At 68.0% G+C, this 15,778-nt stretch carries 17 protein-coding genes; 9 read left to right on the top strand and 8 right to left on the bottom strand.

Going from position 1 to position 15,778, the window contains the following annotated elements:
* Positions 1 to 24: 24 nt before the first annotated feature.
* From BJG93_RS03620 to panD, 4 genes are all read left to right on the top strand, one after another.
* Positions 25 to 210, top strand: a complete 186-nt coding sequence (locus BJG93_RS03620; protein WP_027196989.1) for a DUF3460 family protein — start codon at positions 25 to 27, stop codon at positions 208 to 210.
* Between the two features lie 20 nt (positions 211 to 230).
* On the top strand, positions 231 to 1,142 hold the full coding sequence (locus BJG93_RS03615) for a segregation and condensation protein A (protein ID WP_027196988.1): 912 nt from the start codon (positions 231 to 233) through the stop codon (positions 1,140 to 1,142).
* A gap of 176 nt (positions 1,143 to 1,318) precedes the next feature.
* The gene (gene panC, locus BJG93_RS03610) at positions 1,319 to 2,152 is read left to right on the top strand and encodes a pantoate--beta-alanine ligase (RefSeq protein ID WP_027196987.1); all 834 of its coding nucleotides are present in this window, start codon (positions 1,319 to 1,321) and stop codon (positions 2,150 to 2,152) included.
* Between the two features lie 47 nt (positions 2,153 to 2,199).
* On the top strand, positions 2,200 to 2,586 hold the full coding sequence (gene panD, locus BJG93_RS03605; protein WP_027196986.1) for an aspartate 1-decarboxylase: 387 nt from the start codon (positions 2,200 to 2,202) through the stop codon (positions 2,584 to 2,586).
* A gap of 51 nt (positions 2,587 to 2,637) precedes the next feature.
* Here panD and BJG93_RS03600 read toward each other — a convergent pair whose 3' ends face one another.
* Positions 2,638 to 3,276, bottom strand: coding sequence for a ParA family protein (locus BJG93_RS03600; protein WP_027196985.1), 639 nt, complete (start codon positions 3,274 to 3,276; stop codon positions 2,638 to 2,640).
* A 242-nt stretch (positions 3,277 to 3,518) separates the two neighbouring features.
* Between BJG93_RS03600 and BJG93_RS03595 the strand changes: the two genes are divergently transcribed.
* Complete coding sequence (locus BJG93_RS03595; protein WP_027196984.1) at positions 3,519 to 3,938, top strand: PaaI family thioesterase; 420 nt, start codon at positions 3,519 to 3,521, stop codon at positions 3,936 to 3,938.
* Between the two features lie 57 nt (positions 3,939 to 3,995).
* Here BJG93_RS03595 and BJG93_RS03590 read toward each other — a convergent pair whose 3' ends face one another.
* Positions 3,996 to 5,477, bottom strand: coding sequence for a cobyric acid synthase (locus tag BJG93_RS03590; protein ID WP_231337457.1), 1,482 nt, complete (start codon positions 5,475 to 5,477; stop codon positions 3,996 to 3,998).
* Positions 5,478 to 5,642: 165 nt separating this feature from the next.
* Between BJG93_RS03590 and cobU the strand changes: the two genes are divergently transcribed.
* The 4 genes from cobU to BJG93_RS03570 are packed head-to-tail and all read left to right on the top strand — an operon-like array spanning position 5,643 to position 9,253.
* On the top strand, positions 5,643 to 6,197 hold the full coding sequence (gene cobU / locus BJG93_RS03585; RefSeq protein ID WP_027196982.1) for a bifunctional adenosylcobinamide kinase/adenosylcobinamide-phosphate guanylyltransferase: 555 nt from the start codon (positions 5,643 to 5,645) through the stop codon (positions 6,195 to 6,197).
* Positions 6,197 to 7,138, top strand: a complete 942-nt coding sequence (gene cbiB, locus BJG93_RS03580) for an adenosylcobinamide-phosphate synthase CbiB (RefSeq protein WP_027196981.1) — start codon at positions 6,197 to 6,199, stop codon at positions 7,136 to 7,138. The genes cobU and cbiB overlap by 1 nt, the downstream gene beginning before the upstream one ends.
* A 33-nt stretch (positions 7,139 to 7,171) precedes the next feature.
* Positions 7,172 to 8,248, top strand: coding sequence for a threonine-phosphate decarboxylase CobD (cobD, locus tag BJG93_RS03575; protein ID WP_027196980.1), 1,077 nt, complete (start codon positions 7,172 to 7,174; stop codon positions 8,246 to 8,248).
* Between the two features lie 54 nt (positions 8,249 to 8,302).
* Positions 8,303 to 9,253 carry a cobalamin-binding protein gene (locus BJG93_RS03570; protein ID WP_027196979.1) on the top strand — a complete coding sequence of 317 codons (951 nt, stop codon included), beginning with the start codon at positions 8,303 to 8,305 and terminating at the stop codon, positions 9,251 to 9,253.
* 52 nt (positions 9,254 to 9,305) lie between these two features.
* Here the strand turns inward: BJG93_RS03570 and cobC are convergent, their stop codons facing one another.
* The 6 genes from cobC to BJG93_RS03540 all read right to left on the bottom strand — a co-directional run bounded on the left by cobC (position 9,306) and on the right by BJG93_RS03540 (position 15,696).
* Complete coding sequence (gene cobC, locus BJG93_RS03565) at positions 9,306 to 9,896, bottom strand: alpha-ribazole phosphatase (RefSeq protein WP_027196978.1); 591 nt, start codon at positions 9,894 to 9,896, stop codon at positions 9,306 to 9,308.
* Positions 9,881 to 10,657 carry an adenosylcobinamide-GDP ribazoletransferase gene (locus BJG93_RS03560; protein ID WP_027196977.1) on the bottom strand — a complete coding sequence of 259 codons (777 nt, stop codon included), beginning with the start codon at positions 10,655 to 10,657 and terminating at the stop codon, positions 9,881 to 9,883. Before BJG93_RS03560 ends, cobC begins: the two co-directional genes overlap by 16 nt.
* Positions 10,658 to 10,730: 73 nt before the next feature.
* Entirely contained in the window at positions 10,731 to 11,792 is a 1,062-nt protein-coding gene (cobT, locus tag BJG93_RS03555; RefSeq protein ID WP_027196976.1) for a nicotinate-nucleotide--dimethylbenzimidazole phosphoribosyltransferase, read from the bottom strand.
* A 32-nt stretch (positions 11,793 to 11,824) separates the two neighbouring features.
* On the bottom strand, positions 11,825 to 12,667 hold the full coding sequence (locus BJG93_RS03550) for an ABC transporter ATP-binding protein (protein ID WP_027196975.1): 843 nt from the start codon (positions 12,665 to 12,667) through the stop codon (positions 11,825 to 11,827).
* On the bottom strand, positions 12,664 to 13,725 hold the full coding sequence (locus BJG93_RS03545; RefSeq protein WP_027196974.1) for a FecCD family ABC transporter permease: 1,062 nt from the start codon (positions 13,723 to 13,725) through the stop codon (positions 12,664 to 12,666). The genes BJG93_RS03550 and BJG93_RS03545 overlap by 4 nt, the downstream gene beginning before the upstream one ends.
* A gap of 39 nt (positions 13,726 to 13,764) precedes the next feature.
* Positions 13,765 to 15,696 carry a TonB-dependent receptor domain-containing protein gene (locus BJG93_RS03540; protein WP_027196973.1) on the bottom strand — a complete coding sequence of 644 codons (1,932 nt, stop codon included), beginning with the start codon at positions 15,694 to 15,696 and terminating at the stop codon, positions 13,765 to 13,767.
* Between the last annotated feature and the right edge of the window lie 82 nt (positions 15,697 to 15,778).

The following is a 15,778-nucleotide window of genomic DNA, read 5'->3' as shown; positions in this document are numbered from 1 at the left end:
CCTACCCACCACGGACGTCGAGCCATGTATCAATCGGACATCACCCAGTTCCTGAACCAGCTCAAGCAACAGAAGCCCAATCTGGAGACCGAGCAACGCAAAGGCCGCGCACTGCTGTGGGACAAACAGCCGATCGACCTGGAAGAGCGCGCCGAGCAGAAAGCTTCGCGCGTCGAGCAGACGCCTTACTCGTACTACCAGAACTTCTGAGCGCCCCAGTCACGCCGACGATGAGTCACGCTGACGACGTACACGGTCCGCTTCACGGTCCGCTTCACGGCCCACTTCACGGTCCCGCGCCGGCACCGGCCGACGCCGCACTCTCCACGCCCGCCACCGACTCGACGCCCGACACGGTCGACGGCGTCGCGTTCGCGCGTCTGTACGGCGAGCCGCTGTTCAAGCTGCCCAACGACCTGTACATCCCCCCGGACGCGCTGGAGGTGTTCCTCGAGACCTTCGAGGGGCCGCTCGACCTGTTGCTGTACCTGATCCGCAAGCAGAACTTCAACGTGCTCGACATCCCGATGGCGGATGTCACCGTGCAATATCTCGGCTATGTCGAGCAACTGCGCGAGACCAATCTCGAACTCGCTTCCGAGTATCTGCTGATGGCCGCGATGCTGATCGAGATCAAGTCACGCATGCTGCTGCCGGTCAAGAAGGCCGACACCGGCGAGGAAGCGGAAGACCCGCGCGCCGAACTGGTGCGCCGCCTGCTCGAATACGAGCAGATGAAGCTCGCCGCGCAACGCATCGACCAGTTGCCGCAGCTCGGACGCGATTTCCTGCGCGCCGAGGTCTACATCGAGCAGAGCGTCGCGCCGCGTTTCCCGGACGTGAACAGCGAAGACCTGCGCGCCGCCTGGGCCGACGTGATCAAGCGCGCGAAGCTGGTCCAGCATCACAAGATTTCGCGCGAGGAGCTGTCGGTGCGCGAGCACATGAGCCTGATCCTGCGGCAGTTGCAAAACGCGCGCTTCATCGAGTTTTCCGATCTGTTCGACACGAGCCGCGGCGTGCCGGTCGTCATCGTGAACTTCATCGCCGTGCTCGAGCTGTGCCGCGAATCGCTCGTCGAAATCACCCAGGCGGAGCCGTTCGCGCCGATCTACGTACGGCTGGCGTACCTGCCGGCCTGAGCGAGCGCGCGGCGCACGGCTCCTCGCCGCGGCCGTGCTTCGGTGCGTCCGCTGCCCAAATCCACTACAATCCGCGCTCCGAACCCGTCATTGCCGGTGAGGCGATGGCCCGCGCGATTCCGCCCGGTCTTGCGCCAACCGGATCGCGCGCCGCGCGAGCCTATCCCTGTCCGATCATGAAAGTCATCAGCTCGATCCATGAATTGCGCGACCAGTTGCGCGGCCAGAATCGCACGGCCTTTGTGCCGACGATGGGCAACCTGCACGAGGGCCATCTGTCGCTGATGCGCCTCGCGCGCCAGCACGGCGATCCGGTCGTGGCGAGCATCTTCGTCAACCGCCTGCAGTTCGGCCCGAACGAGGATTTCGACAAATATCCGCGCACGCTCGAAGCCGACATCGACAAGCTGCAGAAGGAAGGGGTCTACGTGCTGTTCGCGCCGACCGAACGGGACATGTATCCGGAGCCGCAGGAGTACCGCGTGCATCCGCCGCACGATCTCGGCGACATCCTGGAGGGCGAATTCCGCCCCGGCTTTTTCCACGGCGTCTGTACCGTGGTGATGAAGCTGATGTCGTGCGTGCAGCCGCGCGTCGCGGTGTTCGGCAAGAAGGATTACCAGCAGCTGATGATCGTGCGCCAGATGTGCCACCAGTTCGCGCTGCCGACCGACATCATCGCCGCCGAAACCGTGCGCGACACCGACGGCCTCGCGCTCAGCTCGCGCAACCGGTTTCTGTCGGCCGCCGAGCGCGCCGAGGCGCCGATGCTGGCGGCCGAATTGAATCGCGTGCGCGACGCGGTGCTCGCGGGCGAGCGCGACTTCGCGAAGCTCGAACAGGCGGCCAAGGCGACGCTGGCGGCGCGCGGCTGGAAACCCGATTACATCGCGGTCCGCAAGCGCTCGAACCTGATCGCCCCGGGCACGCAGGACGCCAACGCACCGCTCGTCGTGCTGGCCGCCGCGAAGCTCGGCACGACCCGGCTCATCGACAACCTCGAAATCTGACGCCGCATCCGTCGGCGCACCGCAGTCACACCGGATTGGGATTGATCATGCAACGCAATATGCTGAAGTCGAAGATTCACCGCGTCGCGGTCACGCACTGCGAACTCCACTACGAGGGGTCGTGCGCAATCGACGAAGACCTGCTCGAAGCGGCGAACATCGTCGAAAACGAGCGCATCGACATCTGGAACATCAACAACGGCGAGCGCTTCTCGACCTATGCGATCAAGGGCGAGCGCGGCAGCGGCATGATTTCGCTGAACGGCTCGGCCGCGCGTCGCGCGCAGCTCGGCGATCTGGTCATCATCGCGGCGTTCGCGGTGGTCGACGAGGCGGATCTGAAGGCGGGCTGGAAGCCGGAGCTCGTATTCGTCGATGAAAACAACAAGATCAAGGGCAGCCGCGACCACGTGCCCACGCAGGCCTGGCGCTGAGCGCGGCGCGCTTTGCGGCCTGACTGACGCGGCGGGCAGCCTGCTGCCGGTTCAGCCCTTCTTGCCCGCGCCGTTCGTCCACTCGACGATCGGCTGCCACTGCTCCAGATCCTTCTCCACCCGGCTTTTCGCGACGTCCCACAGCGTCAGGCCGTGCGCCGCGAGCTGCACATAGTTCTGCGTGTCGCGCAGAAAGCCGAGTACCGGCAGCTTCAGTCCTTCGACGAAGCGATGCAGCTGCTCGGCCGAGCGCGTGCGCGCATCGACGCGCATGCCGACCACGCCGATCTCGATCGCGCCCTTCCTGACCGCCTTTTCCTTCGCGAGCCGCTCGAGAAATTCCTGGGTCGCGAGAATATCGAACATCGACGGCTGCAACGGCACGATTACCTTGTCGGCGAGATCGAGCGCGACGCTCAGACGATTGCCGTGCAGGCCGGCCGGCGTGTCGACGACCGCGTGCTCGAGGCCCTTCGGCGGCTTGGCCGGCGTGTCGGGATTGACTTGCCAGGTCTCGATGACCGGCAGCGTGGCGGGTCGCAGATCGAGCCATGCTTGCGCGGAGTGCTGCTTGTCGAGGTCGGCCAGCGCGACCCATTCGCCCTCCGCGGCGAAATAGCCGGCCAGATTGGTCGATAGCGTGCTCTTGCCCACGCCGCCCTTCGGATTCGCCACTACGATCACCGACATGAAATCTCCCGGAAAGAAGGCTGGACACTGCCAGCCGGTTTGCCGCGCTATTGCTCCGTTCCCGCCGATCCGCTGGGACCGGCGCCGGCGGGCTCCACCATCGCTGCCGTCCGAAGTTCGGTTTCCAGGTACGCCCACCGGTTCAGCCGTTGATAATATCGACAAATCCAGCGCGGCCGAAGCCCCCGCATCGCGAATCGTCCACCCCCAACCCGCCGTTTTTTTCGAAGGACCTGAATCTGATGAGCAAACTGCGCCCGGAATATACCGTCGAACGCCTGCAGGAGCGCCAAAAGGGCAAGCTGCCGGACCTGCTGGGCCTGCGGGTGCTGAGCGTGGACCAGGGCACGCTGCTCGCCGAGCTGACCGTGCGCGAGGCGCTGCTCGCGCCTAACGGCTTCCTGCACGCCGCCACCGTGATCGGCCTCGCCGACACGGCCTGCGGCTATGCGTGCATCGCGCATCTGCCCGAGAACGCGCGCAACTTCACGACGATCGAGCTGAAGAGCAACTTTTTCGGCACCGCGACGCAAGGCACGATCCGCGCGGTCGCCAAGGGCGTGCATCTTGGGCGCAGCACGCAGGTCTGGGACGCGACGGTCACCGATCCGGATGGCAAAACCATCGCACTGTTTCGTTGCACGCAGATGGTGTTGTACTAAGCGCTCCGCCCGCGTGGCGATCGCGCTCGATCCGAGGCGTAAGTCCGACGCAAAGCGTCACCCCATCGCCGCGAACAGCCTGTCTATATCGACGTGCCCGGCTAGCGTATCGGCCAGCCGCTCCAGCGACGCCTCGCGCAGCGCCGGATAGTCGATCGCCTCGGCATCGCTCAAGCCCGCCCACGCGAGCAGTGCCGCGCAGGCGGCCGGCGTATCGAACAGGCCGTGCACGTAGGTCGCGAGAATCTGGCCGTCGGCGGACAACGCGCCATCGGGGTGCCCCAAGTCCACGCCGGCTTCGGCTGGGGCGGCACCGTCGAGACGCAGCGCCGGCGTGTCCAGTGCCGGGCCGCGCGTCTCGCCCATATGAATCTCGTAGCCGGCGACGTGCGGCGCGCCCGGCAGCGCAAGGCGCCCGCTCACGTTTCTCAGCGTCTTGTCGCGCGTGAGCACCGTCGCATAGTCGAGCCAGCCGAAGCCCGCGAAGGTGCCCGGCGCGCCTTCGACGCCATGCGGATCGGCGATCTCCCGGCCGAGCATCTGCATGCCGCCGCAAATCCCGATCACGCGGCCGCCGTAGCGCAGATGCCGCCCGAGCACGTCGCCCCAGCCCTGCGCGCGCAGAAACGCGAGGTCGTCCGGCACGTTCTTTGAACCCGGCAGGACGATCAGATCGGCGGACGGCGGCGGCGTGCCGGCGCGCACGTAGTGAAAATCGACCTGCGGATGCGCGCGCAACGCGTCGAAATCGGTGTGATTGCTGATGTGCGGCAGCACCGGCACGACCACGCGCAGCAGACGGCGCGAATCACCGCTCGCCGCCGCGCGCAGCTCGGGCGGCAGCATGTCCTCGGCGTCGAGCGTCAGGCCATGCAGATACGGCACGACGCCGAGCACCGGCTTGCCGGTCTTCGCCTCGAGCCAGTCGAGCCCGGGCTTTAGCAGGCCGAGGTCGCCGCGAAAACGGTTGATGATGAAGCCGCGCACGCGCGCCTGCTCGCTGTCGGACAGACACGCGAGCGTGCCGGTCAGATGCGCGAACACGCCGCCGCGATCGATGTCGGCGACCAGCACGACCGGGCAATCGACCGCCTCCGCGAAACCCATGTTCGCGATGTCGCGCTCGCGCAGATTGATCTCGGCCGGACTGCCCGCGCCTTCGACGAAAATCGTGTCGTACGACGCGCGCAGCCGCGCATAGGACTCCAGCACCGCCTCGAACGCGACCGGCTTGTAGTCGTGATACGCGCGCGCGTCGAGATTCATGCGCGCCTTGCCGTGGATGATCACCTGAGCGCCGCGATCGCTGGTCGGCTTCAGCAGCACCGGGTTCAGATCGGTGTGCGCGTCGATGCCCGCGGCGAGCGCCTGCAATGCCTGCGCGCGGCCGATCTCGCCGCCGTCGACCGTCACCGCGCTGTTCAGCGCCATGTTCTGCGGCTTGAACGGCGCAACCCGCGCGCCCGCGCGCCGCGCGAGGCGGCACAGTCCCGCGACCAGCGTGCTCTTGCCCGCGTCGGACGTGGTGCCCTGGATCATCAGCGTGCCGCGCGGCACCGGCAGGAGGTCGGGGGGAGTGGGCGTTCGGGTCACGGGGATGCAGGTGGAATGTGGACGGTGGCGTTGCGATGCGGCGCATCGCGGGCGCGGCGCACTGCGCGGCAATCGAGCGGCATTATCCCATCGCGCCGGTACAATCACATGATGACTCTCCGCGACCTCACCTTCGTCCTCGGCGGCGCCCGCTCGGGCAAGAGCGCGCACGCCGAGCGGCTCGCCAGCGACAGCGCCCTCCCCGTTACCTACATCGCCACCGCCCGCGTCAGCGACGACGCGGAATTCAACGCGCGCATCGCGCATCATCGCGAGCGGCGGCCCGCGCATTGGGGTCTCGTCGAAGCGGACCACGACCTCGCGGGCGCGCTCGCGCAACATGACGCGCCCGGCCAGTGTCTGCTGATCGACTGCCTGACGCTGTGGCTCGCCAATCTGCTGTGTCCCGCCGACGGCGCCATGCCGCCGCTGTCGCACTACTACTTGCAGGCCGCCGCGCTCGAAGCGGCGCTCGCCGGCGCGCGCGGCAAGATCATCGTCGTCAGCAACGAGATCGGTCTCGGCGTCGTGCCGCTCGGCGAAGCCACGCGTCGTTACGTCGACGAACTCGGGCGCCTCAATCAGCGCATCGCCGCGCTGAGCAGCGCAGCCACGCTGATGGTCGCGGGTCTGCCGCTCGCGCTGAAAAGCGCGAGCCACGCGTGATGCCGCCGCTGACGATGCCGCTGGTCGCGACGCTCGCGGTCGCGGGCGTCGCCGTCGATCGCTGGCTCGGCGAGCCGAGCCGGAGGCATCCGCTCATCGGCTTCGGCAACTGGGCCGCGCGCCTCGAAGCGCGCTTCAATCATGACCGGCGTCTGCGGCTCAAGGGCCTGCTCGCATGGGCGCTCGCCGTTCTGCCGCCGGTGCTGATCGCGTGGTGGCTCGTCGTCGTGCTGCCCTTGTTCGCGGCCTGCGCGTTGCATGTGGCGCTGCTGTGGTTCGCGCTCGGCGCGCGCAGCCTGCGCGATCACATCGCGCCGATCGCGCGGGCGCTTGGGCAGCGCGATCTCGCCACGGCACGTGAATTGACCGCGCGGATCGTCTCGCGCGACACCGCGCAGGCCGACGAAGCGGCGCTCGCGCGCGCCGCGGTCGAGTCGGCGCTCGAAAACGGCAACGACGCGATCTTCGGCGCGCTGTTCTGGTTCGCGCTCGCGGGCGGCCCAGGCGCGCTCGGCTTTCGCCTCGCCAATACGCTCGACGCGATGTGGGGTTATCGCACCCCGCGCTATCTGCGCTTCGGCTGGGCCGCCGCGCGCATCGACGACGTGCTGAACTGGATTCCCGCGCGCCTGACCGCCACGAGCTACGCGCTGCTCGGCGACACGCTGACCGCCTGGCGCTGCTGGCGCGAACAGGCGCCACGCTGGGAGAGCCCGAACGCGGGCCCGGTGATGGCGTCCGGCGCCGGCAGCCTGAACGTGCTGATCGGCGGGCCGGCCGTGTATCACGGCGCGCTCGAGCTGCGGCCGACGCTGGGCTTCGGGCATCCCGCCGAGGCGCGTCATGTGGGCGCCGCGTTGATGCTGGTCGAACGCACGGTGATTCTCTGGCTGGCCGTGCTGATCGTGCTGGCGTTGTTGAGCGTGCCCTTTCATGGCTGAGTGGAATGACGCGCGCCGGGATGGGCCAAGCGCATGACAGACCGGACCCAGCAGTGCCAACCCGCCGCAAGCGGCCCGATCGCGCACGGCGGCAACCTGCACGAAGCGGCGACGCGCTACGGCATTCCGTACGCGCAGTGGCTCGATCTGTCGACCGGCATCAATCCGCACGGCTATCCGGTGCCGCCGCTCCCCGCCGACGCATGGCGCCGTTTGCCCGACGAAGGCGACGGCTTCGCCGAGCGCGCCGCGCGTTACTACGGCGCGCCCGATGCCGCGCACGTGCTACCGGTGGCCGGCAGCCAGGCGGCGATTCGCACGCTGCCCGCGTTGCTGCCGCGCGCGACGGTCGGCATCGCGCCGCTGACCTATGGCGAGTACGCGCCCGCGTTCGCGCGCGCGGGACATCAGATCGCGCCGCTCGACGCGCAAAGCGACGCGCTGCCCGCCACGCTCACGCACGTCGCAATCGTCAGTCCCGACAATCCGACCGCCACGCGTATCGATGCCGCGAGGCTGCTGCACTGGCACGCACAGCTACGCGAGCGCGGCGGCACCTTACTCGTCGACGAAGCGTACGCCGACACGTTGCCGGGCGCGCAAGCCGCGTCGCTGGCGGCGCATACGCATCTGGACGGGCTCGTCGTGTTGCGCTCGCCCGGCAAGTTCTTCGGGCTCGCGGGGGTGCGCGCCGGGTTCGTGCTGGGCGCGCCCGCATTGCTCGCCGTGCTGCGCGACCGGTTGGGCGCGTGGACGGTCAGCGGTCCGGCGCGTCACGCAGTGAGCGCCGCGTTCGCCGACGCCGCGTGGCAATCCCGGATGCGTGAGCGGCTCAGCGGCGAGAGCACACGGCTTGCCGGACTCTTGCAAGCGCACGGTTTCGCGACGCGCGGCACGCCGCTTTTCGCATGGACCGACGATGCGCGCGCCGCCGCGTTGCATGAAGCGCTCGCGCGGCGCGGCGTGTGGACGCGTTTTTTCCCGCCATCGCCCGGGGTGAGATCGGCCAGCGTGCGCTTCGGGCTGCCGGGAGACGACGCCGAATGGACTCGCTTCGAACAACAGTTGCAACAGGCGGTGCACGCGATCGATGTCGCGCGCACGGGTTAGCACGCTGTTCACCAAAGCCCACCCGCTCAACGCTTCGCGACCCGTCCTCGCCCGATGACCCGCTCTATTCGCTCCATCCCTTTTGCCGCACCCGCGCGCCGCCTGATTCGTTGCTGCGGCGCTGCGGCGCTCGCGCTGACCGCGTTAGGCGCGCACGCCGCGATCACCGTCACCGACGACAGCGGCGCGACCGTCACGCTCGCCGCGCCCGCGCAGCGCGTGATCAGCCTCGCCCCGCACGTGACCGAATTGCTGTACGCCGCGGGCGGCGGCCCGAAAATGGTCGGCGCGGTGTCATACAGCGACTATCCGCCCGCAGCGAAGCAACTCCCGCGCGTCGGCGACAACAAGGCGCTCGACCTCGAACGCATCGTCGCGCTGAAGCCGGACCTGATCGTCGTGTGGCGGCACGGCAATGCGCAGCGTCAGCTCGATCGCTTGCGCGAGCTACACGTGCCGCTCTTTTTCAGCGAGCCGCGCCATCTCGACGACGTCGCCGTGTCGCTGACGAAGCTCGGCCGCCTGCTCGGCACATCGCCGAGCGCGGACGCGGCGGCCGCCGCCTATCGCGACGACATCGCCCGTCTGCGCGCGCGGTACGCGAACCGCCCGGCCGTCAGCGTGTTCTACCAGGTATGGGACCGGCCGCTGATGACGCTCAATGGCGAGCACATGATCAGCGACGTGATCGCGCTGTGCGGCGGCCGCAACGTGTTCGCGGACCTGCAGCCGCTCGTGCCGACCGTGTCGACCGAAGCGGTGCTCGCGGCGAACCCGGAGGCGATTGTTACGGCAGCACCGGGCGCGACGCGGCCCGACGCGACGCTGCCGCAACTGGACACATGGCGCGCGTGGCCGGGTCTCGCGGCCGTCGCGAACCACAACCTGTTCGCGATCGACGGCGATCTGATCAACCGCCCTGCACCGCGCATCGCGCAAGGCGCGCGGCTACTATGCGAGGACCTCGAACTCGCGCGCTCACGCAGAAAGCCCGCCGCGCCATGACGCGCCGCGACTTGCGCCTAAAACCGATCAGTTCTCCGTACGACCACGCGGGTCACGCGTTCCACCGCACGAGCGACCACTGTCGCGTCTCGTCGTTACGTCGCAACCAGACGATTCCGGTCATATCGAGCGACCACTGCAGGCAACGGGCGAGCGGCACTTCCAGCACCCAAGACGCGATCGCACGCATCACGCCCGCGTGCGTGACCACATACGCGGGCGACAGCTCGCGCGTCTGCGCGAATGCATCGAACCACGCCCGCACACGCGCGACGAATTGCGCGACGCTCTCGCCGCCATGCGCGCGCGCATGTTCGAAATTGGCGGCCCACTCGTCGAGCAGCGCGCGATCGATCGTCTCCCAGCGCTGCGCTTCCCACGCGCCGAAATCCATTTCCTTCAGACGCTCGTCGTGGCTGACCACGCAGCCGAAGTCGTTCGCGATCTCGGCCGCGAGCGCGGCGCAGCGCGTGAGCGGACTCGTGATCAGCACGCGCGGCGCCGGCACCTGCAAGTTCGCGAGCTTCACCGACAACGCATTGGAGGTCACCTCGGCGTTTTCCGCCAACGCGACGTCGCTATGACCGTAACAGACACCCGCCTCGAGCGCGACAGCGGGATGTCGAATCAGGACGATATCCATGCAAGTCCCACCAGATAGATGCTGATTTCGAAGATCTGCTGCGCGAAGCCGAGGCAATCGCCGGTATAGCCGCCAATACGACTGGCGAAATAACGGCCCATCGCGAAGCGCAGCGCCAATAGCACGACACACGTGAGCGCGGCGAAGCGCCAGTCGGGCGCGCCGGGGCCGTTCGGCCACAGCAGCCACGGCAGCCCAAACAGCGCGGCGCACAGCAGCGCCGGCCCGCTCAGACGCTGCGCGACCGGCTTGGCCTTGCCTGCCGTGCGCACGTAGTCGAGCGTGGCCAGGTAACTAATCGCGCACGCGCGGCTCGCGCCATGCGCCGCAAGCATCAAGCTTGCGGCGCGCAGCGGTGGCAACGCCGCGAGCGTTTGCCACTTGATCGCCAGAGCGACCACGAGCGCGATGGCACCGAAAGCACCGATGCGCGAGTCATGCATGATGCGCAGTGCATCTTCTCGCGAATAGGCGCCACCGAACGCATCGACGCAATCGGCGAGACCGTCCTCGTGAAACGCGCCCGTCGCGACGAGCGACGCCGCCATCGACAGCAGTACCGCGACACTCGCCGGAAACACGCGCAGCGCGGCCAGATACACAAGTGCGCTGAAGCCGCCGACCAACACGCCGACCAGCGGAAAATAGCGCGCCGCCGCATTCAGATAATGCGGCTCGAAGCCGACCCAGCGCGGTACGGGCACGCGCGTGAAGTAAGCGAGCGCCGTGAAGAAATAGCGCAGTTCCGCGAGGGGGTTCATGGACGTGGCGAGTGCAGGTTCACAGCGGTGCGGACCGAGCTTCGCGTCGTCGGGCAGCGGGTGCTCACGCGCTTCACGGTTCGCGATCCGCGACGCCCGCCGAATCGAAGCTGGCCATCTCGTTGACGAAGGCCACCGCCGCGCGCAGCAACGGCACCGCGAGCGCGGCGCCCGTGCCCTCGCCGAGCCGCATGTCGAGCGATAGCAACGGCTGCGCGCCGAAATGGGAGAGCATGCGCCGATGCCCGGCCTCGTTCGACGCATGCGCGAACACGCAGTAGTCGCGCACGTCGGGCGAAAACGCATCGGCGACCAGCAGCGCGGAGGTCGCGATGAAGCCGTCGACGAGGATCGTCATGCGCGCCTCGGCGGCCGCCAGATACGCGCCCGCCATCATCGCGATCTCGAAGCCGCCGAAGGTCGCGAGCACGTCGAGCGGCGCGCGTGCGTCGGCATGGCGCGCAAGCGCCGCCGCGAGCACGTTGCGCTTGTTCGCGAGGCCGGCGTTGTCGAGACCGGTGCCGCGGCCAACGCAGTCGTCGATCGGCACGCCGCACAGGCGGCTCATCAGACACGCGGCCGCCGAGGTGTTCGCGATGCCCATCTCGCCGAAGCCGATCACGTTCGTGCCTAGCGCCGCGTGATGACGCACGCGCGCGGCGCCCGCCCGCATCGCGGCGAGCGCTTCGGCGTGCGTCATCGCGGCTTCGTGTGCGAAGTTGCGCGTGCCGGGGCCGACCGGAATGTCGACGAGTCCGTGCGTCGAGGGCAGCGGCGTCGCGAGGCCCGCGTTGACCACTTCGAGTTCGAGACCCGCGACACGACTGAGCGCGTTGATCGCCGCGCCGCCCGCGATGAAGTTTGCAACCATCTGCGCGGTCACCGCTTGCGGATACGGGCTCACGCCTTCGGCGGCGATACCGTGATCACCCGCGAAAACGATCATCGCGGCACGCTGCACGGTGGGACGCGTACTGCGCTGGATCACGCCCATCTGGCGCGCCAGCGTTTCGAGCCGGCCGAGGCTGCCGGGCGGTTTGGTGCGGGTATCGATGATCCGTTGCAGCTCGGCGCGCAGCGTTTGATCGAGCGGGGCGACTTCGGGCAAACCGGCCGGGAGTGGGATGCGAGTCATAGGTGCGGTCGAAGAGCAATAGGAGTAGAAAATCAGCCTGACTGGGCGTCATGACCGGTAAGCGATTCGTGACGCCCGCGCGGCGCGGGAATCAGCGCCTCGTGTTCGCCGTCGCGAATCAGAATCAGCGGATAGCCGAACGCGCGGCTCGTCAACGCGGGCGTCAGCACGTCGCGAACGGGACCCGCGTACGCACCGCCCGCGCCGTCGAGCAGCAACGCATGCGTCGCGAAGCGGCGCGCGAGGTTCAGGTCGTGGCAAGAGAACAGCACACTACGGCGCGGTTCGCGCGTCCATGCGACGAGCGCTTCGAGACAGTCGATCTGATGATGCAGGTCGAGATGCGACAACGGTTCGTCGAGCAGCAACAGCGGCGCGTCCTGGCATAGCACCGCCGCGAGAGCAACGCGCTGACGCTCGCCGCCCGATAGCGACAGCACGTCGCGCGCGGCGAAGTCCGCGAGACCGAGCCGTTCGAGCGCCGCCTGCGCGGCCGCACGATCCTCATCGCGCTCCCAGCCCCAGCCGCCCAGATGCGGGAAGCGGTTCAGCAGCACAATGTCGAGCACGCTTGCGTTGAACGCATCGGCCGCGCTTTGCGGCATCAGCGCGCGGCGCCGGGCGAGCGGTAGCGGCGGCCAGTCGGCCATGCGCACGCCATCGAGTTCGACGTGGCCCGCCGCCGGATGCAACAGGCCCGCTAGCGTCGACAGCAAGGTCGTCTTGCCCGCGCCGTTCGGCCCGGCGATGCACCAGACTTCGCCCGCATGGAACGTGTGCGTGAACGCGTCGAGCAAGGTGCGCGCGCCGGCGCGCAGCGTCAGGCGCCGCGTGCTGAGCATGCCAGAGCTGGGGCTGGGTTCGGCTCGCATCATCGGCGGCGTTTGAGCAGCATCCACAGGAACACCGGCACGCCGACCAGCGACGTGATCACGCCGACCGGCAATTGCGCGGGCGCGATCACGGTACGCGCGATCAGATCCGCGCCCATCACCGCGACGCCGCCGCCGAGCGCCGCCGCCGGCAGCAGCATGCGCTGATCGTTGCCGAACGCGAGCCGCAGCATGTGCGGCACGACCAGACCGACGAAGCCGATCGTGCCCGCGGTCGTCACCGCCGCGGCGGCCGCCAGCGACGCGACCAGGTACACCCGCAAACGCAGCGGCATCACCGCGACGCCCAACGCCTGTGCGGCCGCGTCGCCGCGCAGCAGCACGTTCAGACGCGGCGCGGCCGGGACGATCGCGAGCAACACGAGCGCCAGCGCAATCAGCGCGGTCCACGGCAGCGCGCCGCCGTTGAGGTCGCCGGTGAGCCAGAACAGCATGCCGCGCAGACGGCTGTCGGGCGCGAGATTGAGCAGCAGCATAATCAGCGCGCCCCACCCGGCCGCGATCACCGCGCCGGTCAGCAGCAAACGCGGCGACGTGTCCTGCGGCTCGCCGCGCCACAGCTCGCGACGCGCGAGGCCCAGCACCAGCAGGATCGACATGAACGCGCCCGCGAACGCGCTCGCGTCGACGATCCACCATGCGCCGCCCGCGATCATCGCGACGAGCGCGAACGTCGCCGCGCCGCCCGACACGCCGAGCACGTATGGCTCGGCCAGCGGATTGCGCAGCAGCACCTGCAGCAGTGCGCCGGCGAGCGCGAGCAACCCGCCGCACGCGAAACCCGCGAGCGCGCGCGGCAAACGCAACGTGCGCACGATTTCGCCGGCGAGCTCGTCGCTGCCCGCGCCGAACGTGTGTGCAGGCGCGAGCGCCGCCAGCACGCGCGCCGGCGCGAGCGGCACGCTGCCGAGCACGAGCGACGCGCCGAGCACCACGAGGGCGGCGAGCGCGAGCCCGAACCAGATCGCGGCGGCGCGCTTCGCGTTCATCGGGCGCGGCGTCGCCATCGCGGCGGACAGCGAACCGGACCCGCGACTCATGCGCGTGCGCTCACGCATGCGGCCGATCCGGCGCGCGCGTCAATGCTGCTGCCAGCCGAGCGTGAGATACGCACCGCGTCGCGGCGAGTTGTACGAGTAGGCCGTTTCATAGTCCTTGTTCAACAGATTGTCGATTTGCGCGCTGACGTACCACGCTTTCGTGATGTTGTAGCGCGCCGACAGATTCACGATGCCATAACCGCCGAGGTTGCCGGTGCTGTCCGTGCGCGGACCGCTGACGATCCACTCGCCGCCAACGCGCCATCCACCGATGCTGCGATTCACCGCGAACGACCCGAACCGTCGCGCGCGCCGCACGAGGTCGGTGCGGTTGTCGAGATCGACCGGATTCTGCAGCGTCACCGATGCACGCACGTCGGTCCTGCCGACATGACCGCTCCACGATCCTTCGAGTCCCTGCACCTTCGCATGCCCGACGTTCTCGGCGAGATAGATGCCGGGGATCGTCTGCACGTAGTCGATCAGATTCGTGTAACGCGTCTGGAAGGCGTTCAAGCGCATCACGCCCAGCGCATCGGTCGCGTACTGCAAACCGGCTTCCACCGAATGACTGCGCTCGGGCTGGATCGACGGATTACCGCTGATCGGATAGTACAGATCGTCGAAGCTGGGCGCGCGGAACGCATCCGAATAGCTTGCGGTTGCCTTCCAGTGCGACGTGATGTCGAAACCGTAGCCGAGATAGTAACTGTTCGCCCCGCCGAAATCGGAGTACTGGTCGCGCCGCACGTTGGCCTGAACCTGGTTGCGGCCGAAGCGCGCGCTGTAGCCCGCGAAGACCGAATCGACGTGACGCTCGGGCGCGGCGAACGTGTCGGAGTCGAGCGTCTGGTCGAGATGCTCGTAGCCGACTTGCAGCTTCTGATTCGCGGCGAGCGCGAAATCGTTCTGCCACGTGTACTGGCGATTATCAGTATCGAAGCGGCCGTTGTAGATGCCATTGCTGTTCGATACGCTGCGGTCGTCGCCCTCGGCGAGCGTGACGTGGGTAGTCCACCAGCTGGTCAGCTTGCCGTTCGCGAACACCGACACCTGACGCACCTTGCTGTAGAGGTTGTTCAGATCGGTAGGCTCGCCGTACGCATTGTCGTAACTGTTGTTGTTGTTCGACTGGAAGTATCTGACGCCCGCATCCCACTTGTCGTTGAACTTGTGACGCAGCGACGCGGTGATGCTCTCGTTCAGGTTGCCGTTCGCGTTCGGATTCGCGTTCGGCGCCTCGAGCGGATCGAGCGACGAAAATCCGTCGTCCTTCGTGCGCGCCAGCGAGATGCTGAAGGTCGTGCGGCCGTCCTGATCGAGCGCGCCGTTCACGCCGGCCGTTTGCGTTTGCGTGTGATAGCTGCCGTAGCCGACCGAGAAATGGAATCGCGGCGGATGATCGCCGCCGTCTTTCGTGAACACCTGCACGACGCCGCCGATCGCGCCCGAGCCGTACAACGCCGACACGTTGCCGTTCACCACTTCGACGTGATCGACCTGATCGAGCGGAATCTGCGCGAGCTGGGCGGAGCCGAGGCTCACCGAGTCGACGCGCACGCCGTCGATCAGCAGCAGCGATTGCGTCGATGACGCACCGCGCAGAAAGAGGCTCGTGGTCGAACCGGGGCCACCCGTACGCGAGATTTGCGCGCCGGGCGCGAGTTGCAGCAGGCCGGGCAGATCGGTCGCGCTCGTGTCGGCAATGTCCTGCTGATCGAACTGCGTGGTCTGCGGGATCGCATCGGTCAGCGCTTGCGCTCCGCGTTGCGCAGTCACGACGATCGGCGAGAGCGCGGTGTCCGAGGCATCGACTGAAGGGACATTGGCGGCGTTGGCAACGTTTGCGGCGTTCGCAGCGGTTGCGTCCGTAGCGGACGATGAAGACGCAGACTCGGTGCCTTGTGCATGCACGACGAGCGGCAGGCTCGCGAACGCGAAGAGCGTCGCGCGGGCGATGGGGGACAGCATGGGATGACGTTCCTGTGGCTAGCGTGCGTGGCCTGCTTCCCCGCGGGCCGACGCGTCACGAGGCGTCCCCTGTTTAGCGTTT

It is taken from the genome of Paraburkholderia sprentiae WSM5005, assembly GCF_001865575.2.
In the GTDB taxonomy this organism is placed as follows: Bacteria; Pseudomonadota; Gammaproteobacteria; order Burkholderiales; family Burkholderiaceae; genus Paraburkholderia; species Paraburkholderia sprentiae.
The sequence above is the reverse complement of the archived record's forward strand: the minus strand, read 5'-3'. Positions and strand labels throughout refer to the sequence as shown.